The organism is Coleofasciculus sp. B1-GNL1-01, assembly GCF_040220235.1.
Classification (GTDB): Bacteria; Cyanobacteriota; Cyanobacteriia; order Cyanobacteriales; family Coleofasciculaceae; genus Coleofasciculus.
Window position 1 is genome coordinate 12,615 of record NZ_JAVJTO010000011.1, and the last position, 24,637, is coordinate 37,251.

General features: G+C 43.7%; 20 protein-coding genes and 1 pseudogene. 9 read left to right on the forward strand and 12 right to left on the reverse strand.

The window, feature by feature from the left end; genetic code table 11:
* Positions 1-36: 36 nt before the first annotated feature.
* From RID53_RS02295 to galE, 4 genes are all read right to left on the reverse strand, one after another.
* On the reverse strand, positions 37-1,317 hold the full coding sequence (locus tag RID53_RS02295) for a glycosyltransferase family 2 protein (RefSeq protein WP_446386580.1): 1,281 nt from the start codon (positions 1,315-1,317) through the stop codon (positions 37-39).
* Positions 1,318-1,333: 16 nt separating this feature from the next.
* A complete protein-coding gene (locus RID53_RS02300; protein WP_446386581.1) occupies positions 1,334-3,040 on the reverse strand; it encodes an ABC transporter ATP-binding protein in 1,707 nt (568 codons plus the stop codon).
* A 260-nt stretch (positions 3,041-3,300) separates the two neighbouring features.
* Complete coding sequence (locus RID53_RS02305) at positions 3,301-4,452, reverse strand: glycosyltransferase family 2 protein (protein ID WP_446386582.1); 1,152 nt, start codon at positions 4,450-4,452, stop codon at positions 3,301-3,303.
* A gap of 23 nt (positions 4,453-4,475) precedes the next feature.
* Complete coding sequence (gene galE / locus RID53_RS02310; protein ID WP_446386583.1) at positions 4,476-5,576, reverse strand: UDP-glucose 4-epimerase GalE; 1,101 nt, start codon at positions 5,574-5,576, stop codon at positions 4,476-4,478.
* 250 nt (positions 5,577-5,826) lie between these two features.
* Here galE and RID53_RS02315 point away from each other — a divergent pair, with 250 nt between their 5' ends.
* Positions 5,827-8,265, forward strand: coding sequence for an AAA-like domain-containing protein (locus RID53_RS02315; RefSeq protein ID WP_446386584.1), 2,439 nt, complete (start codon positions 5,827-5,829; stop codon positions 8,263-8,265).
* Positions 8,266-8,308: 43 nt separating this feature from the next.
* Here RID53_RS02315 and RID53_RS02320 read toward each other — a convergent pair whose 3' ends face one another.
* Entirely contained in the window at positions 8,309-9,364 is a 1,056-nt protein-coding gene (locus RID53_RS02320) for a class I SAM-dependent methyltransferase (RefSeq protein ID WP_446386585.1), read from the reverse strand.
* A gap of 95 nt (positions 9,365-9,459) precedes the next feature.
* Here RID53_RS02320 and RID53_RS02325 point away from each other — a divergent pair, with 95 nt between their 5' ends.
* The 6 genes and pseudogenes from RID53_RS02325 to RID53_RS02350 all read left to right on the forward strand — a co-directional run bounded on the left by RID53_RS02325 (position 9,460) and on the right by RID53_RS02350 (position 14,798).
* Positions 9,460-9,717 carry a type II toxin-antitoxin system ParD family antitoxin gene (locus tag RID53_RS02325; RefSeq protein WP_446386586.1) on the forward strand — a complete coding sequence of 86 codons (258 nt, stop codon included), beginning with the start codon at positions 9,460-9,462 and terminating at the stop codon, positions 9,715-9,717.
* A gap of 309 nt (positions 9,718-10,026) precedes the next feature.
* Positions 10,027-11,190 carry a DNA cytosine methyltransferase gene (locus RID53_RS02330; RefSeq protein ID WP_446386587.1) on the forward strand — a complete coding sequence of 388 codons (1,164 nt, stop codon included), beginning with the start codon at positions 10,027-10,029 and terminating at the stop codon, positions 11,188-11,190.
* A 268-nt stretch (positions 11,191-11,458) separates the two neighbouring features.
* Positions 11,459-11,680, forward strand: coding sequence for a hypothetical protein (locus RID53_RS02335; RefSeq protein WP_446386588.1), 222 nt, complete (start codon positions 11,459-11,461; stop codon positions 11,678-11,680).
* Positions 11,668-12,112: pseudogene (locus tag RID53_RS02340) on the forward strand (type II toxin-antitoxin system VapC family toxin). Before RID53_RS02335 ends, RID53_RS02340 begins: the two are co-directional and overlap by 13 nt.
* An 84-nt stretch (positions 12,113-12,196) precedes the next feature.
* On the forward strand, positions 12,197-12,883 hold the full coding sequence (locus RID53_RS02345) for a hypothetical protein (RefSeq protein WP_446386589.1): 687 nt from the start codon (positions 12,197-12,199) through the stop codon (positions 12,881-12,883).
* A gap of 94 nt (positions 12,884-12,977) precedes the next feature.
* Positions 12,978-14,798, forward strand: a complete 1,821-nt coding sequence (locus RID53_RS02350) for a UvrD-helicase domain-containing protein (RefSeq protein ID WP_446386590.1) — start codon at positions 12,978-12,980, stop codon at positions 14,796-14,798.
* Between the two features lie 42 nt (positions 14,799-14,840).
* Here RID53_RS02350 and RID53_RS02355 read toward each other — a convergent pair whose 3' ends face one another.
* The 4 genes from RID53_RS02355 to RID53_RS02370 form a co-directional block, all read right to left on the reverse strand.
* Positions 14,841-15,065 carry a transposase gene (locus RID53_RS02355; protein WP_446365019.1) on the reverse strand — a complete coding sequence of 75 codons (225 nt, stop codon included), beginning with the start codon at positions 15,063-15,065 and terminating at the stop codon, positions 14,841-14,843.
* A complete protein-coding gene (locus RID53_RS02360; protein WP_446386591.1) occupies positions 15,065-15,415 on the reverse strand; it encodes a hypothetical protein in 351 nt (116 codons plus the stop codon). The genes RID53_RS02355 and RID53_RS02360 overlap by 1 nt, the downstream gene beginning before the upstream one ends.
* Before the next feature lie 252 nt (positions 15,416-15,667).
* Positions 15,668-19,651, reverse strand: coding sequence for a magnesium chelatase subunit H (locus RID53_RS02365; RefSeq protein WP_446386592.1), 3,984 nt, complete (start codon positions 19,649-19,651; stop codon positions 15,668-15,670).
* A gap of 593 nt (positions 19,652-20,244) precedes the next feature.
* Entirely contained in the window at positions 20,245-20,373 is a 129-nt protein-coding gene (locus RID53_RS02370) for a hypothetical protein (RefSeq protein WP_446386593.1), read from the reverse strand.
* 172 nt (positions 20,374-20,545) lie between these two features.
* Between RID53_RS02370 and RID53_RS02375 the strand changes: the two genes are divergently transcribed.
* Together RID53_RS02375 and RID53_RS02380 are read left to right on the forward strand one after the other, a co-directional pair.
* The gene (locus RID53_RS02375) at positions 20,546-21,664 is read left to right on the forward strand and encodes an AAA family ATPase (RefSeq protein ID WP_446386594.1); all 1,119 of its coding nucleotides are present in this window, start codon (positions 20,546-20,548) and stop codon (positions 21,662-21,664) included.
* A complete protein-coding gene (locus tag RID53_RS02380; protein ID WP_446386595.1) occupies positions 21,651-22,202 on the forward strand; it encodes a hypothetical protein in 552 nt (183 codons plus the stop codon). The genes RID53_RS02375 and RID53_RS02380 overlap by 14 nt, the downstream gene beginning before the upstream one ends.
* A 400-nt stretch (positions 22,203-22,602) precedes the next feature.
* Here RID53_RS02380 and RID53_RS02385 read toward each other — a convergent pair whose 3' ends face one another.
* The 3 genes from RID53_RS02385 to RID53_RS02395 all read right to left on the reverse strand — a co-directional run bounded on the left by RID53_RS02385 (position 22,603) and on the right by RID53_RS02395 (position 24,557).
* Positions 22,603-22,788, reverse strand: coding sequence for a hypothetical protein (locus RID53_RS02385; RefSeq protein ID WP_446386596.1), 186 nt, complete (start codon positions 22,786-22,788; stop codon positions 22,603-22,605).
* Positions 22,760-23,668: a glycosyltransferase family 2 protein gene (locus tag RID53_RS02390; protein WP_446386597.1), complete on the reverse strand. Its 909-nt coding sequence runs from the start codon at positions 23,666-23,668 to the stop codon at positions 22,760-22,762. Before RID53_RS02390 ends, RID53_RS02385 begins: the two co-directional genes overlap by 29 nt.
* 157 nt (positions 23,669-23,825) lie before the next feature.
* Complete coding sequence (locus tag RID53_RS02395; RefSeq protein ID WP_446386598.1) at positions 23,826-24,557, reverse strand: PEP-CTERM sorting domain-containing protein; 732 nt, start codon at positions 24,555-24,557, stop codon at positions 23,826-23,828.
* Positions 24,558-24,637: the final 80 nt, after the last annotated feature.

Genomic DNA, 24,637 nt, shown 5'->3' on the forward strand with positions numbered 1-24,637 from the left:
TATTTTTTTCAATTGGCTTTAGATGGTTGAGATCGGTTAGTGAAGCATGACACTATCATCAGGAGATCCGCTCAGTTGGTGAACTGCTAATTTCACCTCTGAAGAACATTGCTGTTTAATCTGCTCAATACGTTTCTGTGAACGAGGATATTCTCCCAAAAGCCCGACAATTCCTCCCCAAAGTTCCGCCAAGATCATCCCCGGTGGTAAAGGATGAAAACCTAGCAAACTCTCTGCAAGCTGGCGCAATTGGTATTGAAACCACCATCCGACCAACAGGCGAAATCTTAAACGCATGGGGATGTCTTGCTGGTAAGATTTAACCACAAATGCCATAAATCCTAACCCCCACGTCCAATACTGATGGCGGAGTTTTGCCCGTTCCCGACGGTGTTGGTGAAACACTAAGTATTGAGGTTCATATACCAACGGATATCCGGCTCGAACTACGCGGTAAAAGATGTCCAAATCCCCGCCACCCGGAAGCGGTGCGCCTGTATCTAACGCCTCATCAAAGCCACCCAGTTTGAGTAAAACTTCCCGGCGAAATGCCATATTACATCCAGCGCCAAAAATTCCGGCTCCACAGGGATAGAGGGGATTACCCGGTAAAATTTGTCCATGGCGGATTTTCTCAAAACCGCGCCGAAATCCGCCCCTTTTTTCAAACAGAATTTGTGCCTCGGTGACCAACTCATAGGGCAGAACTAAGCCCGTAAACCCACCTGCATCGGGATTTTCTGCCCAGGCTTCTACCAGTCCATTGAACCATTGACGGTCTACAGTTACATCATCATCAAGGTATGCCAGAAGTTCGCCTGTCGCCTCTTGCAAAGCACGATTGCGAGCAAAATCTAGACCCGCTTTCGGTTCCCTTGCATAGCAAACAGTTGGTAATGTGTCAATTAAATCTTTGGTGCGATCGTCAGACGGTGCATTATCCACCACTAAAATTTCAAAACGAGGCGAACCGTCTAATTTTTGTAGCTTGAGTAAAGACTCCAAACATCTTGCCACATTATCGGGACGGTCTTTTGTACAAATTGCGACGGTTAGCGAAGGAAATGGCTCTGGATTCGCTGGAGAAACTAATTCCTCTCGGATACTTTCCTGAAGCAGCTTTGTCCCAATTTCCCGACTCAGGAGTGGCGCTAACTCTTCGGGAGTCAGGACGATGTTTGGCGGGAGTTCCTGCATCACCAAACCGATGGGTCTGTCTTTACGGCGCAGCACCAAGGCGATACCCGTTTCGTCCTCCTTTGTTTGGAGGGTGGGTAGAGGTTGAGTAACGTCCAAATCAATAATGGAGTAGGACATGAGTCTGGTTTGAGGGTCAAGCTGGTGAACGATGATATTGCAGTCGGTGGAGTTTGGCAAAGAGTCCGTTGAGTTGGAGAAGCTGCTGAAGATTCCCCCTCTCAACCACCTGTCCATGCTCAAGGACAATAATCTGGTCTGCTTTTTCGATAGTGGACAGGCGATGGGCGATGACAATAACGGTACGATTATGGCTAAAGGTATTCAGCGCTTCTTGAATTAAATGTTCTGAAATCGTGTCTAGGGCGTTGGTGGCTTCATCCAGAATCAGAATGTCTGGATTGCGGATAATCGCACGAGCAAGGGCGATGCGCTGTCGCTGACCCCCGGAGAGCCGAATTCCGCGATCGCCTACTTTGGTATCGTAGCCCTGAGTAAGTTGCATGATAAACTCATGGGCATTGGCTTGTTTGGCGGCGGCAATGATCTCGGCTTCTGTTGCGTCTAAACGACCATAAGCAATGTTCTCCCTGATGGTATTACTGAAAATATAAATGTCTTGACTAACAATTGCCAGATGACGACGCCAAGACGGTAAATCCAATGCTTTTAAGGGATGATTGTCTACATAGATTTCGCCTTCCGTAACCTCATAAAAACGGCAAATTAGGTTAACGAGGGTAGACTTCCCCGCACCGGAAGGACCCACAAACGCGGTGGTTTTGCCACGGGGAATGGAGATGGAGATAGATTGTAAGGCGGGTTTATCCTGGGGATTGTAGCGGAAGCTAACGGATTCTAAACAAATAGCCTGCTGCAATCCGGAGAAGGCTATATTGCCAGAGCGGATGTAGGGCTTGTCTGAGGGTTCCAGAAAGTACATCACATCATCCACTGAACTGGCTAACATCAACAACTTAACGCGATGGCTACCGAGCAGTTGCATCTGCGGCTGAAGTCGATAGAGAATGAATAGAAAAGTTAGCAGGGTAGGTAATGCCGTCCGGTCTTGCAACAGAGCAATCATCATAATGCTCAACACGAGCAATGCCGAAAACACTTCATAAAGCGGATTGACTGATGCTGATAGAGTATCGAGCTTCATAAAGATATTACGGACTTGCTCAGACGCCTGATCAAACTGTTTTTGCTCATAAGGTTCTTGTCCAAATGCTCGAATGGTTCTCATTCCTGCTAACCCTTCATACATTCGTCTTCCCAGAGCGACATTTACTTGGACTGCCTTTTGTCCCAGAACTTTGGACTGGCGCGTCACAACCTGGATAATTAGGGAAATTAAAAGTGTGATCCCGCCGACTAACAGGGTCAATTTCCAGGAAATCAGTAGGAGTAAGGCGACATAAACAACGGTGGTGCAGGAACTTACAATCAGGTTAACCAATATCCCAAGTGCTTCACTGGTGCGCCATGTCTCCGTTGCCAAGGTATTGAGTAATTTGCCGGAATCTTTCGTTTCTAAGAAGCTATAGCTGACGCTTAAAAGCTGATCGAAAATACGAGAACGCAACCGATGACTGATCCGCGAATTTAACCATGCCAATAGAACTGAATTGCTGTAAGTTAAGCCATTTTTCAGCACAATCGTGCCAAAAATAAACAGAGGAATGATGACTAGGCGCTGACTGGCAGGAACAATATTGAGGACTTGGTTGAGCAAGCTGATTAAAGCGTTGTCACTGACGGTTGGGTTGGAGTTTTGAGACAAGCTTTGTAGAAATGGAATAAATAGGCTAATCCCTAATCCTTCCGAGAGGGACGACAAAATTCCTAGGGTAACAATTGCCGGAATTGCCCAGGGATAAATTTTTAGCAGTAGGAGTAGCCTTTTAATGAGTTTTTCCTCTTCAATCGTTGTTTTTTAGACGTCAGTAAGCTGTCATGCATTTAAATTGGGTATTAGTAGCGAGCAAGATGCTCGCACTACAAGGCTTTCGCCGTTATTGATATTAAGGTTTAAATGCCGAACAGCTTAGTAACGGTTAAGAGTAAATGGACAACAGGTTTCTCCTTTCAATTTAAGATTTAACGTTCAACCGTTCCGTACTTTAGCTTTATTTTTTTAGTCCGAGCCAGTTTAGGAATAAGATAGTGAAAGGCATCACCAACTAATAGTTTAAGATTGATCGCCATGTCCTGGCGTTTAATGTCATCAAGAGTCATTTTGTTTTTTATCTCTTTTGACTTGAGCGATGGTTTTTTTGCAACCCCCACTCTCGCTCTCATAAGCTGAAGGACTAACCCTAAACTGCTTTGGAGAGCCAATAAATAAAACCCCAGCCGTAAGTAGGGTGTGACGAAATCTGATTTTATGGCTTGCCATAGCCAAAATAGAGTTGTTTTATGGTCTTGAAAATAATGACTTTGATGGGCAAAGTAAATAGATAAACTGCTACTCGAAAATCCATAGAGAGCTGTAGGAATTTCGGGATGTCTTTGTCGTACAGCTTGCATCACTAAATGGTGTGACTTTGCCATTTGAGTAGAATCACGGGACATACTGTTGGTAATTTTACGATAACCAATAAGAAAGTCTGGGACAACGCGAAATTGACAAACTTCAGCAACCCTCAGATAAAGATCCCAATCTTCACATCCCTGGGCAGCCTGTTCTTTCAACTGGCAGTTATACCCCCCAACTTGCTCGAAACAATCTCGACGAATCATGGAGGCGCTCGCATTGCCAATAAAATTGTGACACACCAAGGTGATGTAAACCTCTCCCTCAATCTTGGCAGCACGAAAGATACCCGTGGGGACATCATCTTGATCAATATCCACAGACCAAGAATAGACTAATCCTACCGAGGGTTCAGATTCAAGAAAACATTGGACTTGCTTTTCAATATTTTCGGGATACCAAATATCATCAGCATCAATGGGAGCGATGAATTCTCCCTGAGATTTTTCAATGCCTAAATTTCGGGCGGCGGCGACTCCAGCATTTTTCTGGTGTAAAACGATTACCCGTTTATCGTGTTGGGCAATCGATTTAATAATTTCAGGAGTTCGGTCATGAGAACCATCATCGACGACTAAAACTTCCAGATTCTGATACGTCTGAGATAGTACAGAGTTTAGCGTCTTTTCAATAAAGGCTTCGGCGTTATAAGCTGGAATAATCACCGAAACTAAGGGTAAGGTAGAAGCGGCGCGATCGCTGTTCATGGTGATCATGAATTTTTGGGTTGCTGCTGAAACTATCGAGATGCCCCAGATGCACTAATGCAAGGCTGAACCAATTGTTTCTCTCGCCAACCGTGGCGGTGTTGATGCCAATGCCAAGCATGGGTGATCATATCCTTGAGTTCTGGGTATTGAGGGTGCCAACCTAAAACCTGCTTGGCTTTTTCCCCACTACTGACTAAAATTGGGGGATCTCCTGAACGGCGATCGCATTCGATCACGGGGATCGGTTGTTGAGTTACTGTCTCGACGGTTTCAATCACTTGTTTGACGGAGAAACCTTTGCCACTCCCCAGGTTAAAAATTTCGCTCTTATTTGTACTCAACAGGCGAATTAATCCCAGCAAGTGAGCCTGAGCGATATCAATAACATGAACATAGTCTCGAACACAAGTCCCATCGGGGGTAGGATAATTGGTGCCAAACACAGAAATGGAGTCTCGCCAACCGAGGGCGCTATACAACACGGAGGGAATCAGGTGGGGTTCTGGAGTATGATCTTCTCCCAAGCGTCCCGCCGGATCTGCCCCAGCGGCATTGAAGAAGCGAAAACAGATATACTTTAACCCATAAGCCGCGTCAAAATCAGCCAGCATTTTCTCTACCATCAATTTACTACTACCATAGGGATTGATGGGAGTTTGGGGTTGTTCTTCGGTAATCGGTAATGACTCTGGGATACCGTAAGTGGCACAAGTTGATGAAAAGACTAACCGTTTCACCGAAGCCGCCACCATCGCCTCCAGCAGCGTCAAAGTTCCCGCCACGTTGTTACGGTAATACTTGGCTGGGTTGGCGAAGGATTCCCCCACATAGGCAGAGGCGGCAAAGTGGATAACGGCGGTAATCGAGTGAGTGGCAAATACCCGATCCAGTAAGGCGCGATCGCTGATACTCCCCTCAATTAGGGGAACCTGCAAGACATTTTCCACGAAGTCTCGATGTCCGCAGGTTAGATTATCTAGAATAACAACTTGATAACCCGCCTGCTTTAAGGCTTGCACGGTATGAGACCCAATATATCCGGCTCCCCCTGTAACTAGGAGGGTTGGTGTCCGTTGAGATGCAGTAGCCCACTGAGATGCAGTAGCCCACGTTTTATTTTGTTGGTTCACTGGGTTCTGGACTAGAAATCTTATCGCTTTATAGCATACATAGAGGCTGATTAATGTATTAGGGACAACTTCATCAAATCTTCACACTAATCCCCAAAATATGAGGTTCTGATGAAGAATTTATGAAGTTAATTCATTAAATGTGATGCATAAGCGATTAGTTCTGGGAAATATAACAATCTAGGATACAATCCTGTCAGAGGGAAATCCCGTATTTTTACCTAAACCTCAGGTGCGTCCCATTATTGCCATGGAAAACTCAGCCTACGAGTATCAAGTTGGGGGGTGTCTCCCTATTGATGCTCCTACCTACGTGGTTCGACAAGCTGACAATCAACTCTACGAAGCGCTGAAAGCTGGCGAGTTCTGTTATGTCCTCAACTCCCGCCAGATGGGGAAGTCTAGCTTGCGGGTTCGCACGATGCAGCGCCTGAAGCAGGTGGGGATTGCCTGCGCTGCGGTTGATCTGACCGCGATCGGATGCCAAAATATTACCCTAGAACAGTGGTACGCGGGTATTGTCTACACCTTGGCTGGCAGCTTTGATCTCATGGATGCCAGTGAACTAGAAACTTGGTGGTCTACGCGCAAACATCTCTCTATTGTACAACGGTTTGGCACATTTTTTGATGAGGTATTACTTCAATCAATCCCGCAAAACTTAGTCATCTTTTTCGATGAAATCGATAACGTTCTCCGCTTAAAATTTCCGGTGGATGATTTTTTCGCTGCTATCAAATCATGCTACAATCAGCGAGCCACTAATCCTAACTATCAACGCCTCACCTTTGCTCTGCTTGGCGTCGCTACACCATCTGATCTGATTCAAGATAAATACTGCACCCCATTCAATATTGGTCAGGCAATTGAACTTTCGGGGTTTCAGCTCAAAGATATTCAACCCTTAGCCAAGGGATTTGCCGGAAACGTTAGTCATCCCGATGTAATTCTCCAAGAAATTTTAGCCTGGACAGGGGGTCAACCGTTTCTCACCCAAAAACTGTGTAAATTAGTCAGTCACTTTATTGAGAAACAAAGACATTCTCCTAAAACTAGGGAAACCTGGCAAGCTAATCCATTCAAAAAAATTTTTCTGGGACTAAATGGTAAAGCTAAAGTCTCAGCTTGGATTGAACACCTGATTCAAACCCAAGTCATTGAAAATTGGGAAGCCTTTGATGAACCTGAACATCTAAGAACGATCCGCAATCGCTTGCTCAAATGTGGACAGCGTCATCCGGAAATTATTTATATCTACCAGCAAATTTTACAAGATGGACAAATTACGGCGAATGACAGTCGTCCCCAAATGGAATTGCGGTTGACTGGATTAGTGGTCAAGCAGAATAGTCAACTACAAGTTTATAACCCGATTTACCAGTCTGTCTTTAGTGAACAGTGGGTGCAGCAGATTCTTCCTAGTCTACCTCAACCTGTTTTCGTCGCGAAACAAAATCACGAGGGAGAGCTTGACTTAGACACCCTAGCCGAACGTCTCTACAAACACTTAATGGACTGCTTACAACGGGAATCTCCGGAGCAAATGATTGAGCGTTTCCATCAGTTGTTTATCCATGGAATCGACTATTCCGATCCAAAAATTCTAGATATACTTTACAGAATTACTGCCTCTAGACGAGCGGATCAAGAGTTTAAATATATCGTTTATCGCTGCTGTCACATTCTGGTGAACCGTTGGCAAATGACGCCTAAAGAAAATATGGCGATCAACAAGTTGCTGGATCTGTTCCAAATTAGCCACCAGCCCACCTCTAGCCGTTTGCGACAACTCGTACAAACCTTTATCAATTCAGAAGAATATCGAGCCTTAGAACGTCTCAGGGTAGTGGTGGATGAGCCAAGATCTACAGAAAAGTCTTCTAAATGGGAACGGAAGAAATTAGCTGAGTTAATTGGGCGATATCCATTCTTATTTTCCTATTGTCTATTGAGTCAAGACTGTTCCGAGGAAGCTCAGCAAACCATCCAAAAACTGCAAGCGGAAAAACAGCAACAGTTGGAAGATGAATTGTGGCAGTATGCAACCTATCTAGTAAAGGGAAGCGTATCCCCTACTAGAATGAGGAAGCCGTTGGTAAAAAATCCTACCCTATTGGATGATGACGAATTGCATCTGGCACTGCGGCAGTTTGGCGGAAAAGCCAAGAATTCCTATGCCTACTGTGAGGCACAAAATTTTCTACACCGCACATTAAAAACGCCTTCGTATTCTCTGTTTAAAGACAATTTATATCAGTATATCATTGCATCAATTGATCCGAGCTATGGACAACATTACTTTTATGGATTGTTAAATAAACACCTGGCTAATACGCTAACTGAATATAATCAGAATAAACTGGACAAATTCCTGATCAAGAAAACATGCAGCCAGTTGTTTAATTTACTCATCGTCGAAAGTCCAGAAAAACCAGAACATTATTGGTTTGATGATTTAGTCGTTAATCTGGGTTCGCTACAAATGACAGTTTTACTGCTTAAACTGGTTTTGTTGTCTCCATCCGAAATTCGCCCCGACCTGGAAAAACGCATGGCTATTTTATTCAATCACTACGAATCAAAACCGATGGGAGATATCCCCTCTCTGGTTAAATCGATGGAAAATTTGAATGTTGCTTTTGTGGTTAATTTTGGATTCAGAGATTTTTCATTGCTTAATAAGTATTGAATGTAAATTTACTGTTTTTTGACGAATGACGAATGACCAATCACTATAACCGTCTACAGAGAATCCAACGTAACTCTAACGGTGGTCTTCCCTGGTTTAAGGGAAACACATTATACCCCAAACACCAATTAATAAACCAACTGGTGGGGGGCCACGCTATTTCTGGTAAATGTTCGCGTTCGTACTCTAACACAGATTCATCGGACACTAATTCTATCGGCAATCGTTCCATCGCTTTGGCTAATTCTTGGCGGGTAAACAGACAAGACCATTTGGCTTGGGAAAGTTGTTGGGTGACGGGATCAGGTTCGTAGTCGTCAACTGTCAAAAACATACTAAAAAGTAACAGTCCTCCTGAACAAAGAACATCGCAAGCTTTGGCTAATAATAATCGTAGTTGTTCTTGATCACGAATATGAGATGCCACAACTTCAGCCAGAACCACTACTCGATAATACGCGGGTCGTAACCTAATTTCGCGACTGAAAATATCACCAAGAATTACCCTGACAGGTAAATTAGAGCCTTGGACAATTGCTTGTAATTGCTCAACAAATACTGGGGCTAATTCAACCGCATCAACAGGGTAGCCGAGTTTAGCTAAAGGGAGAGTATTACGACCCGCCGCCGCACCAATATCTAATACCGGAACGTGAGCGGGTTCTCCCAATTGTGCTGCAATTGCCATCAGTTTTGCATCGGGATGTGACCCAAATAAAGGCGGTTCTCGTTCATTGACCCATTGTTGATAGGTATCTGCAACAGATGGACTCAATAGGGAAAAGTTAAACTTGAAGCGTTGTTCAGGTGGTGCAGTTAGGTCGTATTGAATGACCAATAGAGAACGGGGCGATTCTTCAAATCCTTCTTCAAGTTTGAGTGTCAGGTTGTGAGACAAGCGACTGGCGGCTTCTTCACCCAATGTCTGGTTAATGGTTTGCAGTAGCGCAGCTATCTGATGCAGGTAATAGTTTCGCAGCGCTGGTACGCAGGGGAGTTTCAGTTCTCCACGAGTCAAAAACTGACGTTGTAGCTGGTGGATATGTTCTTCTCGGATTCTAGGGGGTTGATGGTTGATGGTTGATTGTTCAGGATTCATCGTTTATTGTCAGTTGATTACAAAGGTTATTGCCCTGAAACGGGACGCGCGATCGCGTTACAATAGCAGCAGGTTAACCTGAGGCTGATTTTAGTATGCCAATTACATTGCCACAGGAACTGGAACAGTTTATCAAAAATCAGGTTGCTAGCGGCAAGTATGCTTCTACTGATGAAGTCTTCTTGGCTGGTATTAAGCTGCTACAGGAACGAGAAAATCTTTATCAAGGACGATTTGAGGAATTACGTCGCGAGATTAGGGTTGGAGTGGAAGCGGCTGAACGAGGCGAATTGTTGGATGCAGAAACAGTAATAATTGGTCTGCAAGAGAAATTGCAACAGCGTCGCGCTTAGATTAATTGATGAGCAATGTTGGCTGAATTACACCAACAGCAAGCCGAGATATAGAGAGTATTATGGACTATCTCGCCCAGAGAGGAAGTATTGAAACGGCAGATCGTTTTCTTGAGAAGATCAACACGAAGTTCAAAATTCTGAATTAGTTCCTCCGAAGATGAACTATAATATTTCAGTAGTTTCACTCTCATTTAGTTGTCTTAACCGATCCATATTGACTGGATAATTTTCTGGGTTGCTTGTTGGGGATGCCTGAACCTGCAACCATGTTTTATAATAGAGAATAAAACTTACTGAAAAACAGGGATGGACAAACTGAAGTTTATTGATTTATTTGCTGGAATTGGTGGATTTAGAATTGCTTTTGAAAAAACGGGCTATGAATGCGTGTATTCTTGTGAAATTGATCCCAAGTGTCAGGAAGTATATTTTAATAATTTTTTAGATCAACCCGCAGGTGATATTAGAAAAATAGATGTTAATAGTATTTCTGACTTTGAGGTTTTAACGGCAGGGTTTCCTTGTCAGCCTTTTAGTATATGTGGCAAAAGAAAAGGTTTTCAGGATACACAAGGTACATTGTTTTTTCGCATTTGTGAAATAATCGCAGCCAAAAAACCTCCGGTTATTCTCCTGGAAAATGTAAAATATTTAATGCATCAAGATAAAGGTAGAACGCTCAATGTAATTTTGTATTCTTTAGAAGATTTGGGATATAAAGTCAATTATAGTCTGCTGAATTCTAAAGATTTTGGAGTCCCCCAAAACCGGGAAAGAATAATTATTGTTGCTACCAAAAACAAACGATTTAATTTTAATAAATTAAAAAAAATAAATTCTAGAGCAAAATTAAAAAATTTTCTATCCAATTCTGATTCTGAAGATTTTGAATATTTAGAGCCAGACAGCTATACCTTAATAGATCAACCCAAACAACAGCAATCGGGATTAATTTTTGTAGGATATCGGAATAATAAGAGTATTTGGAAAAAAGGAGTTAGACCCAACACTCATCATTTATCTAGGGTTCACCATCAACCAAATAGGATTTATTCAGTAGAAGGCATACATCCTACAATACCTTCTCAAGAAACCTCGGGGCGATTCTTTATTTATCTTCCTGAAGAAAATGCCGTTCGCAAATTGACGATTAAAGAGTGTTATAGAATTATGGGATTTCCAGAGAATTTTAAACTCCACGGAAATTTAGGAGAATGTTACAAGCAAGTGGGAAACTCGGTCTGCATTCCGATGGTTTCTGAAATTGCTCAACAATTAAAAGAACAAATATTTCTTGGGCGTCAGGAAGAAGAAAATGGAAATGGTTTTATAGCTGAAAAGGAAGAAAAGTTTGTTCAATTGTTGATAGAATCAGATTCTGAGCTTCAAATTGATCATAAGATTAAGTGGAATAAAATATTATCTAAACATTTTGATATCTCTTACGGGGATCAGAAAATAGGCGACTGATATCATGGACACATGAGAAAGGGCGCAAGGCTTGCGCCCCTACCGTCGAACCTGGAAAGATCGCATACACCGATACAGAAACGCGATCGCACTTCAATTTCTATCAATTAGGCTTTCCATCAAGCGACCTTTGGGTTCAGGAATCGGACGCCCTAACTCGTTGGCGGTTTCAATCCACTCGGAGCATAATAACTTCTACATTTGAGCCACAAAGGCGATCACTCTGTGTATATTGGACTTAGGGCAAGAGCATTACAACAGAAAGTATATGTCTACTTATCATGAAGTACGTCGTCTAGCTGAAAACCTTACTCCTGATGAGCAAATGCGGCTGATAGAAGAATTGTTCAGCTTAATTCATCAACGAGTGACGTTAGCACCTAAGCCCAAACGTAGCATCTTGGAGTTGCGAGGGCTAGGTAAAGAAATTTGGAATGGCATGGATGCTCAAGACTATGTTAATCAGGAACGAGACTCATGGAATGGATAGTGCAGTTACAGGGGCAAGTCGTTGGTTTGGATAGTGCGCCACTGATTTACTTTATAGAGGAAAATCCGACTTACTTGGAGATGACTGACGCTTTTTTTGAGGCAATGGTGCGCGGTGAGTTTAGGGTTGTAACCGAGGGTGATAACTTTGTTAGAAGTGCTAGTTTATCCTCTACGGCGAGGGAACACAATACTGGCTCAACAATATCGTGACATCTTGTTTAATGAAGAAGGTTTGACGACTATCGAAGTGTCTGTAGCTATTGCTGAGGAAGCTTCACAACTCCGGGCAGCTTACAATTTGAGAACGCCTGATGCAATTCAAATGGCTACAGCAATTCGTCAAGGTGCTTCGTTTTTTTTGACTAATGATGCGCGTTTACCTTCTTTACCAGGGTTGGCAGTTTTGGTGTTAGAGGAATTGAGAGCTTGATTTTTAGTGGAGAGCGATCGCACTTCAGGAAAGACAGACGCGATCGCATACATCGACTCTTTAATATTTTTTTGGATAAAGTCAATGTTTGTTGATCATAAAAAACACCAACTGGTAAAAGCAATGGTAAATCCAATAGTATCTGAAAGTGTAAACATATACTGGAGTCACCCATATACATCTGCATGTACGCTAGGAAGTCCTTTCCCTGGAGCTGTCTATCGAAGTACGGGGAATCCAAATCTTAACTCCTTAATCTCCAATGAATATAGTCAGTTAGCGATTGTTTTTACAGTAAATCCAACTCTATTAATAATTGATGACTTCCAAGGTCCCAATGCCTTTGCCTACTGGGGAGTAACTGATCCTGGATTCTATGGAACGATCTACTTAGGTATCAGGCTCCTGTACGATGAACTTTTTAGTATGGATAAGGGGGTTTTAGCGGTTGTGGGAATCATGGCACATGAGTTTGCTCATATTCTTCAGTGGAAATATCAATCACAGCTTATTGGAAAGCTTAGGGAATTGCACGCTGACTTCCTAGCGGGATACTATCTAGGAGTCAAAAATTACATTCCCTATCGCGATCTTCGTGCTTTTGCAAGCAGCCTCTTTACCAAAGGTGACTACAATTTTTGGAATCTTGATCATCATGGTACGCCCCAAGAGCGAGTTGCTGCGATGAATATAGGCTACAGTTTGGGACAATTGGGAAGCAAAATTAGTACAGCTTACCTGGAAGGCGACAAGATAATCCGTGGTTTTTAGTGCGATCACGGTGTAGGTTAGACAGAAGTAGTAAAGCTGGAAATGCTTTGGCTATATTGAACTTAGACTTAAGAATCCCAGGGAAAATTTCAAGATGGCTATTTTAGTACCAGATAGAGCAGAAATTGATAGCCTACCCCAAAAGCTTACAGATGGTGAAGATGCTCTCATGAAGGCTTTAGACCAAGCTCTTGACGATAACTGGACTGTATATGTTCAACCTCATTTAAATGGTCTTCGACCAGACATTGTGATTTTTAGCGAAGATGCTGGCATTGGGGTTTTTGAGGTTAAAGATTGGAACTTAAATTCTTATCGAATTATTGTCCATGAGGATGGTGAGTATGACTGGCAGGTTTGGGATACAGGAAAATGGGTAACTCGATCTCAAGAAGATTACTGTCCACTGAAACAAGTAGAAAAGTATCGTCAGTCTATTTTTGAACACGAAATCCCACTTCTGGACGCTAAACGACTGCTTGACCGGAGTGTTCATCGTTTAATCCAGCCAATCGTCTACTTTCACAAGCATACGACTGAAGATGTAATACAAAGGCTTAAGCCAATCCTTAAGCCTTACTCAAATGTATTTGGAAATAACATCCTCAATCCGAACTTTTTGCGAGGAATTATAAGGGGATGTGGTCTTCGTCACGGTTCTCAATTTGCAGGTATGATGGCGGAAATTGGGCTAGCTGACCGATTAGCGAATGCACTGGCTTACCCTCAACATGGTAGTACGGATATTCAAACTCTATTAGCGCCTTTTAACAAAAAACAGAAAGATTTACTGCCTAATGAATCTGGAAGTCGTAGAGTATTTGGTGCTGCAGGTTCTGGTAAAACTTTTGTACTAATTCACAAGGCAGTCAATGCTGCCAGAGATGGAAAAAAGGTGCTCCTAGTGTGTTTTAACATCACGATGGCGAACTATCTTCGTGACTTGGTTACTCGCCTAGCCCGTCATTACGGTTCACATTACCATCGAAATATCGAAGTGGGTCACTTTCATCGCTTTTTTCCATATCTAAAGGAAAACCCAGAAGTAGATAAGCGGAGTATGAAAAAACCGATAGATGTGCTGCTTATTGATGAAGGACAAGATTTTGAACGAGCTTGGATTCAAAAGCTACAGAAAATAGGTGCTTCTGGTTATCATCTGATGTTTTGCGAAGATGATCGGCAGAATATTTATGGTAAGAGTGTGAAAGAACGGGAAAAAATTCCAATTCGAGGTAAGAATCTACTAAAGGAATCTTATCGAATTCCAGAACAAACAGCGAAACTTGCTAATGCTCTCGCTAGTTGGGCTAAACAAGAGGGTGAGTCTGGCTCTGTAGAGTCTATAAAATCCACTCAAGGTAACTTGTTAGTGCGTAACCTCTGGTTTGATGGTACAAAGGATGAGATAGTTAATGTTATACGAGAAGACGTTAAAGAGCTTGTTCAAGATAAAAATACTGCTCGTGCAGATATAGCTATCCTAGTATGTACGGTCAAGGATGGCTGGCAGGTGTGCCAGGTTTTAGATGAGCTTAAGCTACCGAAACCACAGTGCAACTTTGAGTCGAAAGAAGAGAATACTCAACTTTCTAATGAATGTAAGGATGAGCAAAAGAATTTCAAAGAAGAACGAAACAAACTACGACGTCGCTATAGAGCTGGTTTTTGGATGCAAGGGGGAAGGATTAAAGTCTGTACAATACATAGTTTTAAGGGATGGGAACTTAACAATATCCTTGTATTTTTTAATCCTGAAGAAGAACAAGAGGAAGCTAAAGTCCCACTGCTCTACACTGCTATTACAAGAAGTCAGCAAAATCTGACTATCTATAATGCTGACTTAAAGCTGAGCCAGTTTGGAAAAATTGTTATTTCAGAAAACTATATTGAACAACATCCAAAAACTAAATGAAATATTTAGTTTTTGATTCTTAAATTATTTAATAATTAGAGATTACATCCACAAATTTGCGGGATTGTCCTTGTCATCTTCCCACTTAGCCGGATTGTTGATAATATAGTCTCGAATTCGGTCTAATGATCCATCAGCGCGAATGATGTGGTCATAAAATCGCGGTTGCCAAGCAAAAGATGAATAATTATTCCTTTTACACCACTGACTAACGGCTGCTTTGTATGATCGAATGATTGCACCCAGAGAACCTGCTTTCGGAGACATTAGTGATCTCGCCCGATAGAACTCCGTGTCGCCACGGAATGTAGAGACGTTGCATGCAAGTCTCTACAGGATGAATTAGGTTTATTAATAATCACAATGCCATGTAAATGATTGGGCATGACGACATAAGCATCCAGATCAGTATAGGCACAATGATCAGGAATATCTGCCCAGCATTGTTGGGCGATTTGCCCAATCTTGGACAGGTGTATTTCTCCTGATATTACATCACCGAAGAAAAATGTGCGATCGCGTGTACAAATGGTGACTAAATACCAGCCATTTGCGCCATAGTCTCTGTGGGGTAATCGAGTGGATTCAACCCGATATTTGCCTTTGTACAGGGTCATGGGTTTGTCCCGATGATGGTGTAGAGACGTTGCATGCAACGTCTCTACAATGGTCATGTCACCGACTATAACATCAGCGAAGAAAAACGTGCGATCGCGGGTACAGATGGGGGATGAAATATCAACCCTTTGCCGCCTCGTTAATCGGATAGATTCAACCCGATATTGGTTTTGTACAAGATTATGGGTTTTCCCCGATCATGATGTAGAGACGTTGCATGCAACGTCTCTACACAATGGTCATGTCACCGACTATTCTATCCCTTCAATCCGATCCTCAACCTCCTGATACAATTCGCGCAACATCTGCAGATTACTCTCACTCGTCTCCCAATACCCGCGTCCATTCACTTCTAACAACGTGGACACCACTTTGCGGAAGGAATGAGGGTTCAAATTCATCAACCGCTGACGCATCGCTTCATCCTGGATAAACGTCTCATTGGCTTCCTCGTATACCCAGTTATCCACCGCGCCAGCCGTCGCACTCCAACCCATGGTATTGACTAACCGCTTCGAGAGTTCGCGCACGCCTTCATAGCCGTGACTCAGCATTCCCTCATACCATTTCGGGTTGAGTAGCTTCGTCCGCGCATCTAAACGCACCGTTTCCGATAATGTCCTTACCTGGGCATTTGCTGTCGTCGTATCGGCGATATAGGATGCAGGCGTCTTGCCATCTTGACGCAGGGTTGAGACTACCTTCGTCGGATCAGAATCAAAATAGTGAGACACATCTGTCAGACTAATCTCCGAGGAATCCAGATTCTGGAATGTCGCTTCTGCTGTTTTCAACGACGACTCGAAAATCTGGCGATTCTGTTCCATGGTTCCCGGATTATCCGCACTAAAGGCAAAGGATTTCCGGGTTAGGTACATATCCTGTAACTCGGATTCGCTTTCCCACGTACTATTCTCTACCGCCAGGTTCACATTAGCCGCATAGGAACCCGATGCATTGGAGAACACCCGCGTCGCCGCTTGACGCAGATTAATCCCCATATCTTCCGCCTGTTGCATGGCGTGTTTGCGGACAAAATTCATCTCCTCAGGTTCATCCGCCTCAGCCGCCATTTTCACAGCTTGATCTAACAGATTCATCTGGTTGATAAACAAATCCCGGAATACGCCAGAACAGTTAATCACCACATCTACACGGGGACGCCCTAATTCTTCTAGGGAAATCAGTTCTAACTTATTCACTCGCCCCAACGCATCAGGAACGGGTTTCACCCCAACCATCCACATGATTTGTGCTAGGGATTCCCCGTAGGTTTTGATATTATCCGTTCCCCAGAGAACACAGGCAATGGTTTCGGGCCAAATTCCGCCATTTTCCGCCCGATGTCGCGCCAATAAACGGTCTACGACGATTTTTGCTGATTTTACGGCGGCGGTGGTGGGGATGGATTGGGGGTCAAGGGCGTGGATATTTTTCCCCGTGGGTAATACATCCGGGTTGCGGATGGGATCACCGCCGGGTCCGGGTAGAACATATTCCCCTTCCAATGCTTTCAACATAGCCCCCAGTTCGTTATCTGCCACCACTTGCTGGAGACAGAATTCTAGATACTCAAATAGGGGTTTAATCGCCTCCGAGTCAACTTGACAGTACCCCGCATCAATTAGCGCTTCAATCCAAGGGGTGCGCTTCCGCATATTAAAGAAATTCAGACTCGTCACCTTGGATACCCGCCCCTCGGCATCAGTTTGGGCTTGGACTAACGCCGCCACAGCCGCACGAGTGGCTTGGGTGATGTCTTGGAGTAACTGCACATCTGCTAAGACACCTCGGTCGTTATTTTGATAGATCTCGTCGATATCCCGGTTCAGGCTGTTGGCGATAATTCGGGGGAGACTCAGGATTTCTTCCTCTGGACGATCCAGACTGGCTATATTAACTAAAGTCGCGATCGCTTCCTCAGCCGTAGGTGGTTTACCAATGACGTGTAACCCACAGGGTAACAGCCGCGACTCAATCTCCATCAGCTTTTTGTAGACTAACCCCACCAGGGTATCCCGTTCCTCTGAAGTCAGTTCACTGGCGTCTTTTTCCGGTAAGGCGATATCTTTATCCAGATTCACCAAGCGGCATTTATCCATAATTGTGTTCACAATCGGAACGCCGCGTCCGGTGTCTTTCAGGGTTTGATAAGACCCAATTAATTCATTCAGTTCCTTCAACCCTTTATATAACCCTGCATTCTCCGCCGGAGGCGTCAGGTAGGAAATGGTTTCGGCGTAACTGCGCCGTTTCGCGATCGTGGCTTCACTGGGATTATTGGCAGCGTAATAGTAGAGATTAGGAATCGAACCAATTAAATTATCCGGGTAACAATCTCCCGACATCCCCATCTGCTTACCGGGCATAAATTCTAATGACCCGTGAGTGCCGAAGTGCAGTACGGCGTCCGCTTGCCAGAGATGTTCTAAATAGGTGTAGTAGGCAGCAAACCCGTGGTGAGGACTGGCGGAACGGGAGAATAACAGTCGCATCGGATCGCCTTCATAGCCGAACGTGGGCTGGACGCCAATAAACACATTGCCGAATTGCTTACCATAAATCAGCAGGTTTTGTCCATCACTATTTAAATGTCCCGGTGGTGGACCCCAGTTTTCTTCTAAACGGGTGGAGTACGGGGTAAACCGTTCATATTCCATTACGGACATCCGGTAGGCAATATTCAGTTCTGGGGTTGCATACTGCGCCTGGGCGTCATGGATGACTTCTTGCATCAGGGCTGCGGCGGATTCGGGTAAGTCTTCCACGTCGTAGCCGTTATGTTTTAGGGCTTCCATGACTTTATAAATTGACCCGAAGACATCCAGATAGGCAGCCGTTCCCACATTCCCTTTATCTGGCGGGAAACTAAACACCGTAATCGCCACCTTCTTATCCAGTTTCGGCTTACGGCGCAGGCTTGCCCATTTCAGCGCCCGCTTTGCCACGGCTTCAATCCGATCCTGAAGTGCGATCGCTTTCCCGGTGGTGCCATCTCGTCCCGATAATATAATCGGTTCAATCGCGCCATCGAGTTCGGGGATGGCAATTTGCAGGGCTACCTGAATCGGGTGTAGTCCCAAGTCACTCCCTTCCCACTCTTCGGTGGTTTGGAAGACCAAGGGTAATGCCACCATATAGGGACGGTTGAGACGTTTTAAGGCTTCAATTGCCTTGGGATGATCTTGTCGCGCTGGACCCCCAACTAAGGCAAATCCAGTCAAAGATACCACCGCATCCACCAGTGGCACATTGGCTTGTCCCTTACTCGTGGGCGTGTCATAGAAAAAGGCATCCACGGGTTTAGAGAAATCCAGTCCCCCAGCAAACACAGGCAGAACCCGTGCGCCCATGGCTTCTAATTCCTGTACCATTGCCACATAATGGGCATCATCCCCGGTTACCAGGTGGGTACGTTGCAGGACTAAACCGACACAGGGGGCGAAGGGATCTTTTAAATCGTCGGAGATATCGTCGCGATTGTTATACCAGGTGAGATACTCTTTGACATCCTCAAACATCTTTGTAGACAGGGGATGCCAAATGCCCATATCTGGGTAAACCACCGGATCATTAAAATCAAGGCTTCTTTCCTTAAGCACATATTTATCTGCCAGCATTAACAGGAAGTTTTCCAGGTTTTGAGAGGAACCCCCTAGCCAATACTGGAACGACAGCATAAAGTTCCGGGCATCCTGTGCCTTATCGATGGGCATATATTTCAGGACTTTCGGCAGCGTCTGCAATAGCTTCAGCATCCCATCTTGGAAGGATGAGCCTGACTTGGCTTTACGCTTCTTCATAAACTGGGCGATCGCACTCTTGGATTGACCCAGTTGTGCCATGGAGAAGCTGCCTAATTTATTCAGGCGCATCACCTGCGGCATGGAGGGGAATACCACCGCTGCATCTAAGCGATCGCGATGGGGTTGAACGGCGGCGACTACCTTATCCGCTAAGTCTTCGATAAAGATTAGCGAGGCAATAAAGATATTGGCTTGGGCAATATCCTGCTGAAATGCCTGATAGTTTTGTTCGTCGCGGAGTTCTTCGATTAAGTAGCCACTGATGTCAATGGCGATATCCGGCTGATTTTGATTAATTGAACGGACAGCCGCAGATAAGGCACTTTGGTACTGTGGCTCTAGCACGACATAGACCACCTTCAGTACGTGACGATTCTTGGGGTCATCGGGGGTGATGTGACGAATGGTGGACTTGACGTGAGTGAACATACTGTTCTCGCTCCTTTTGATCCGTGTTCTCTTCTCATGGGTAGGGTTCCAGGGAAGGTTGGCTTGATTTCCCTTGGAATCGGCTTGGCGTTACAGTTAGGGCAACTTTAGTGGTTTTACCAGAAAATGCTGACCGATGCAGCGTTTTCGCCCTTGTTTGACACAATTCGATAGGAAGTTGCTCAATTTACTTTACATTTATTTACATTAATTGAAGTAGTTGCTCTAACTATTTTTTACAAAACTTTACAATTAAATTAATATGGGCAAAAGTAGACTCAGTGTTATAGAGGTACTGGGGTGCATGTAGATACATAACATTGACAATTCTGGTAGACGGCGATAAAAGGACACAGACTCCCCAGCGAGGTTCGTCGTTGCGCTATCTTCGCTAGATGCGATCGCAAAGGCAGACAGCCATTTGATAGGTCAGCCGGGAAATAAATTTCCGGCTAATAGCTAAAGTCAGCTAAAGCTGACTAGACGTTTTAACCCGTTTTAACGGGTTTTAGCTTTAGGTTCCGGAACTTGAGTTCACGGCTACGCTTCGATTGAATGTCACGCTCCTCGTTTTCTGGTGGGCAATGCCCACCCTACGGTATATCAAGGGTTTCAGTGATCTCAAAATGCACGCTTTTCAGTTCAATGGCACTTAGGTTAGCCGTTGGGCTGTCTTCGCTATAAGCGATCGCATTTCCACGTAAACGGGGGTACTGGTGCATACAAACCAGGCTTCCCTATCCCTTGCAGCGTTGGATTGTCTCCTGTGTTAGGATATCGCCAGTATTTGTGGCATTTTGTAGTGAGTCCCCTTCCCTTTAATTTGAAGAAAAAACAGATTTAATCAAGAGACTGATAGATAAAAAAATAGTCTGTTTTTTAATAGATAATCCTATGTTAAAACGTATCTATATTGATAATTTTCGCTGTCTAGTCAACTTTGAACTTGACGTTGATACGATTAATCTATTTCTGGGTGCTAACGGAACGGGTAAATCGACAGTTTTTGAAGTCTTACAGAAAATCCAGGCATTTGTCAGTGGTGATAGCAAAGTCGATAAAATTTTTGACTCTGCCGACTGTACCCGCTGGCAAACCTTAACTGTTCAACGGTTTGAACTCGAACTTCAAGGGAATGGTGGCAGTTACAAATACGAATTGGGTATTGGTCACAATCAGAATAAATGCCGTGTTGAGTATGAACGTCTGTGGTTTGATAACCAACCCTTACTGAAATTTGAGTTAGGTGACGTTCAACTCTATCGAGACAACCATTCAGAGGGACCGCAATACTCCTTTGACTGGTCGCAGTCTATGATACCTTCATTGATGCCAAGAAATGACAATACCAAGTTAACTTGGTTTAGAGAACGGATTAAACGATTTATTATCGTCAAAATCATTCCCAGCTTGATGATTGATGAAAGTTCCCAGGAAGAAATGCGTTTGGCAATTCAAATGGAAAATTTTGTGTCTTGGTATCGCTATATTTCTGAGGATCAAGGCAAAATTGCTGAAATCGCCAATGTATTAAAAGAGGTGATTGAGGGATTTTATAGTTTTAAATTTGAACGAGTAAGCGAACAAAATTTAGTGCTGACACTACGGATTGCCGGAGATGGAGATAATTCTCAACCCCTTAAATATCGATTTCGAGAATTATCCGATGGACAAAAGATGTTAATTGTTTTATACACACTGATTTATGGCACAAAACAGGAAGAGTATACGTTATGCATTGATGAACCAGAAAATTTCTTAGCCTTACCAGAAATTCAACCTTGGTTGATTCAGCTTTATGATTTTTGCAGTGAGGGACAACTCCAAGCGTTACTGATTTCTCACCATCCTGAGTTAATTAACTATCTTTTAGCGTCACCCATTGGTTATTGGTTTGAGCGTCAAAGTAACGCTCCGGTTCGAGTTAAACGGATTAGTAATGAAGTCGCTGATAGTTCTGGATTACCCGTCTCAGAACTCATTGCCAGGAGATGGTTGAGTGAGTCAGCGTAGAGTGCAGATCGTGATTCTGTGTGAGGATCGCCAGCAAGAAGTTTTTGCCCGTCATTTCTTGAAAAAGCGCGGTTTGACTGGTATATTTCGCTCTAAAATATGTCCGCCTGGTAGCCAATCGGGAGAACAGTATGTACGGAGTCAGTATCCAGTCGAAGTCAAAGCCTATCGTCAGAATAGAAACCGTGTATCGATTGGATTGGTTGTGTTGATTGATGCCGATACAGGTGGCTTGCAAGAACGACTCAATCAGTTGGATCTCGCCCTCAGCGAAAATTCCCAACAAAATCGTCAACCCGATGACGCGATCGCGATTTTCATTCCTAAACGTAATATTGAGACTTGGATACATTTTTTGCAGGGAGAAACCGTGGATGAGGAGACAGAGTATTCAAAATACCAGAAGGAAGCGGCTTGTAAACCATCTGTAGAAAATCTGGCAGAACAATGCCGTTCTCAGAACTTACCAGACAACGCACCTGCGTCACTTCAGGTAGCTTGTGGAGAATTACAACGGCTGTTACAACTCTTAAAATAAGTGCGATCACGACTGTTACGTTAAATTTACACCTTAATAAGTATTTACAATGATAAAAATTTAATAAAATTAACTTTTTCAAGATTTCAATAAGACAGCATTTTGTTTGCTCCTTACTCTCAGAATCAATAGGTCAGCCGGGAAATAAATTTCCGGCTGATAGCTAAAGTCAGCTAAAGCTGACTAGATGTTTTAACCCGTTTTAACGGGTTTTAGCTTTAGGTTCCGGAACTTGAGTTCACGGCTTAGTACTTGAGTTCACGGCTTAGTGCAAAATAGAAATTAGCTGCTGATACCAAATCCGTGTTTTTTTCGCTTCGGCTTCTCAGACTTTTTCGCAAACGGAGAGTTAGACAACTGAGTTGAATCTGACTCCTCCTTTAGTTGAGAGGTACTCGTTTCAGTTACCAACTGCTTTTCCATCAGGCACATCTGCCAAAGCCACATCGGGTAAAACATAGGACGTGGCAATCAATTTTTCATCCCAGTTGATAATCTCAGGAAACCGAATACCCGGTAACACCTGAACTGTTTGTCCATTGCTGCGTAAGGGTTTATTAATATACAGCGCTTGGCGTTTTCTCATCAAAGGAAAGGTATTGTTTATTTTTTTCTACTCCGTTGCTATCCTGTCGCTTATTTCCGGATGCAATTGGCTGCTGTTGCATCTCCCAACTCTTGAGAACAATCAGATATTCGTAGAATGCCTGTAGTGTACACCAAGCAAAACCGGCTTGACCATCTAGACAACCACCGAGGAAAAAATACATATAAATGAAGCGCAGCAAAGGTCTGAAGGGAAGACGCAAAGACAAATCTTTTAACGCCCGCCGTCGTTCGACTTCTGATTGACCCACGCACAAATTCCACCAATTCACTCGTCCCTGTTCGAGTTGTCGCAACGTTTCAGCCGCCTCATTAGTGGAGTAGCGATTATGCTTGTCAATCCAGCGCGTCAAGCCTTTTGAACAGGTATAGTGAGGATAGGTTTCGTTTAGGAAACCTGTGAAACCGTTACAAACTTCTCGTTCAGTGTGACCATAATCTGTAAACCAGACCTTATCTTTCTGGAACAGGCGCAATTGATAGCGGGGATACTGGGTGCTGTGGCGAATCCATTTACCCATAAACAGGACTCGTTCTGCCACATAATAGCCGATGTGTTTGGGATTTTGGATAGTGTCCAGACATTCTTGGAACAGTTGGGGAGTCATACGTTCATCCGCTTCTAGAATGTAGACCCATTCATATTTGGTAGGAATCGCTTCCAGCATCCAGGTGCGTTGTTTTCCGTGACTTTCAAATTTATGCTGTAATATTCGGACGGGATAGCGGGAGGTAATTTCAATCGTGCGATCTGTGCTGAATGAGTCTACAACAATGACATCATCTGAAAGCAGGGCTGATTCAATACAGGCAGCGATGTCTAATTCTTCATTATGGGTGAGGATGTAAATGGAAAACATGAGTAGTGTTGCGTGAATTGCTATTAGATATAGCACTCCGAGATAGGTTTTGGATGAAGTTTAATAGTTTATTCAAAAAGGGAGACCTCCCCAGGTATTTTTAGTGAGTGGTCTCCATGCAGAAGCCATGTTTTTTGAGTGGCTTAAGGCTATATACTTAAGCCTTGCGCTGTTGTTTACGCTTGAAAGCTGAGCCAGCGCCTAGAACGCTTACTGCTAAGAGTCCCAGAACAGAAGCGGGTTCGGGGGTCACTGCAACCTTATCAACCAATAATCCGGACTCGAAAATGCGATTATCGACATCGGTAACACCAATTCCTAAACTATATGTTCCAGTGGTTGGGATTACATAAGAAAATTCCTCAAACCCTGTCTCATCAGAAAATTCTGTTAACGAGTTCATGAAGCTTAAGGAAGTATCGCCTAATTCATTTAAAGATGTAAGTGAAACAAAAGCAAAGTCATTGAAGCTAAATGGATCGTCGTCAAAGTCTAGCTCATCTGTCAGAAAATTCCAATGAAACTTTACAACTTGACCTGCCTTTGCCGTGAATGTTTGTTTGATAGCAGAGCCTTCAGTTGCATCTCCATTTCCCAGAGCATCCAAGCTGCCCGAAGGTAATCCGAGAAAGGATTCTAACTGAAAATCATTAATTGAACTCGTCCGTAGTAACGCTTGAAAATCTCCTTCCTTGGGACCACTACCAAACGCGGATGTCTCAATACTAGTATCACCGAGAGTTTGCCATCCGTCAAAATTACCTGTCTCAAACCCACCATTAACTATAGAAGCATAGGAAGATTCGACACCGAATAGAGTTGAAAATCCAACCAAACTAACGAAGCTGGCTGCAAAGGCTGAAAGTTTGATAAGGGTAGAAGTAGACATATAACTCGTTTCTCCAAAAGGTAAAAGCTATTTATTTAGCTGTCATTCGGTAGCTTAAACTGTCTCTTCAGCGCTGTCAG

Bases quoted from the DNA above. Each gene is read 5' to 3' on its own strand.
- RID53_RS02320 (WP_446386585.1), bottom strand. From the start codon at position 9,364: ATGAATCCTGAACAATCAACCATCAACCATCAACCCCCTAGAATCCGA.
- RID53_RS02330 (WP_446386587.1), top strand. From the start codon at position 10,027: ATGGACAAACTGAAGTTTATTGATTTATTTGCTGGAATTGGTGGATTT.
- RID53_RS02395 (WP_446386598.1), bottom strand. From the start codon at position 24,557: ATGTCTACTTCTACCCTTATCAAACTTTCAGCCTTTGCAGCCAGCTTC.
- RID53_RS02295 (WP_446386580.1), bottom strand. From the start codon at position 1,317: ATGTCCTACTCCATTATTGATTTGGACGTTACTCAACCTCTACCCACC.
- RID53_RS02370 (WP_446386593.1), bottom strand. From the start codon at position 20,373: ATGCACCAGTACCCCCGTTTACGTGGAAATGCGATCGCTTATAGCGAA.
- RID53_RS02335 (WP_446386588.1), top strand. From the start codon at position 11,459: ATGTCTACTTATCATGAAGTACGTCGTCTAGCTGAAAACCTTACTCCT.
- RID53_RS02365 (WP_446386592.1), bottom strand. From the start codon at position 19,651: ATGTTCACTCACGTCAAGTCCACCATTCGTCACATCACCCCCGATGAC.
- RID53_RS02390 (WP_446386597.1), bottom strand. From the start codon at position 23,668: ATGTTTTCCATTTACATCCTCACCCATAATGAAGAATTAGACATCGCT.
- RID53_RS02350 (WP_446386590.1), top strand. From the start codon at position 12,978: ATGGCTATTTTAGTACCAGATAGAGCAGAAATTGATAGCCTACCCCAA.
- RID53_RS02375 (WP_446386594.1), top strand. From the start codon at position 20,546: ATGTTAAAACGTATCTATATTGATAATTTTCGCTGTCTAGTCAACTTT.
- RID53_RS02385 (WP_446386596.1), bottom strand. From the start codon at position 22,788: ATGAGAAAACGCCAAGCGCTGTATATTAATAAACCCTTACGCAGCAAT.
- RID53_RS02360 (WP_446386591.1), bottom strand. From the start codon at position 15,415: ATGACCCTGTACAAAGGCAAATATCGGGTTGAATCCACTCGATTACCC.
- RID53_RS02315 (WP_446386584.1), top strand. From the start codon at position 5,827: ATGGAAAACTCAGCCTACGAGTATCAAGTTGGGGGGTGTCTCCCTATT.
- RID53_RS02345 (WP_446386589.1), top strand. From the start codon at position 12,197: ATGTTTGTTGATCATAAAAAACACCAACTGGTAAAAGCAATGGTAAAT.
- RID53_RS02305 (WP_446386582.1), bottom strand. From the start codon at position 4,452: ATGATCACCATGAACAGCGATCGCGCCGCTTCTACCTTACCCTTAGTT.
- RID53_RS02355 (WP_446365019.1), bottom strand. From the start codon at position 15,065: ATGTCTCCGAAAGCAGGTTCTCTGGGTGCAATCATTCGATCATACAAA.
- RID53_RS02325 (WP_446386586.1), top strand. From the start codon at position 9,460: ATGCCAATTACATTGCCACAGGAACTGGAACAGTTTATCAAAAATCAG.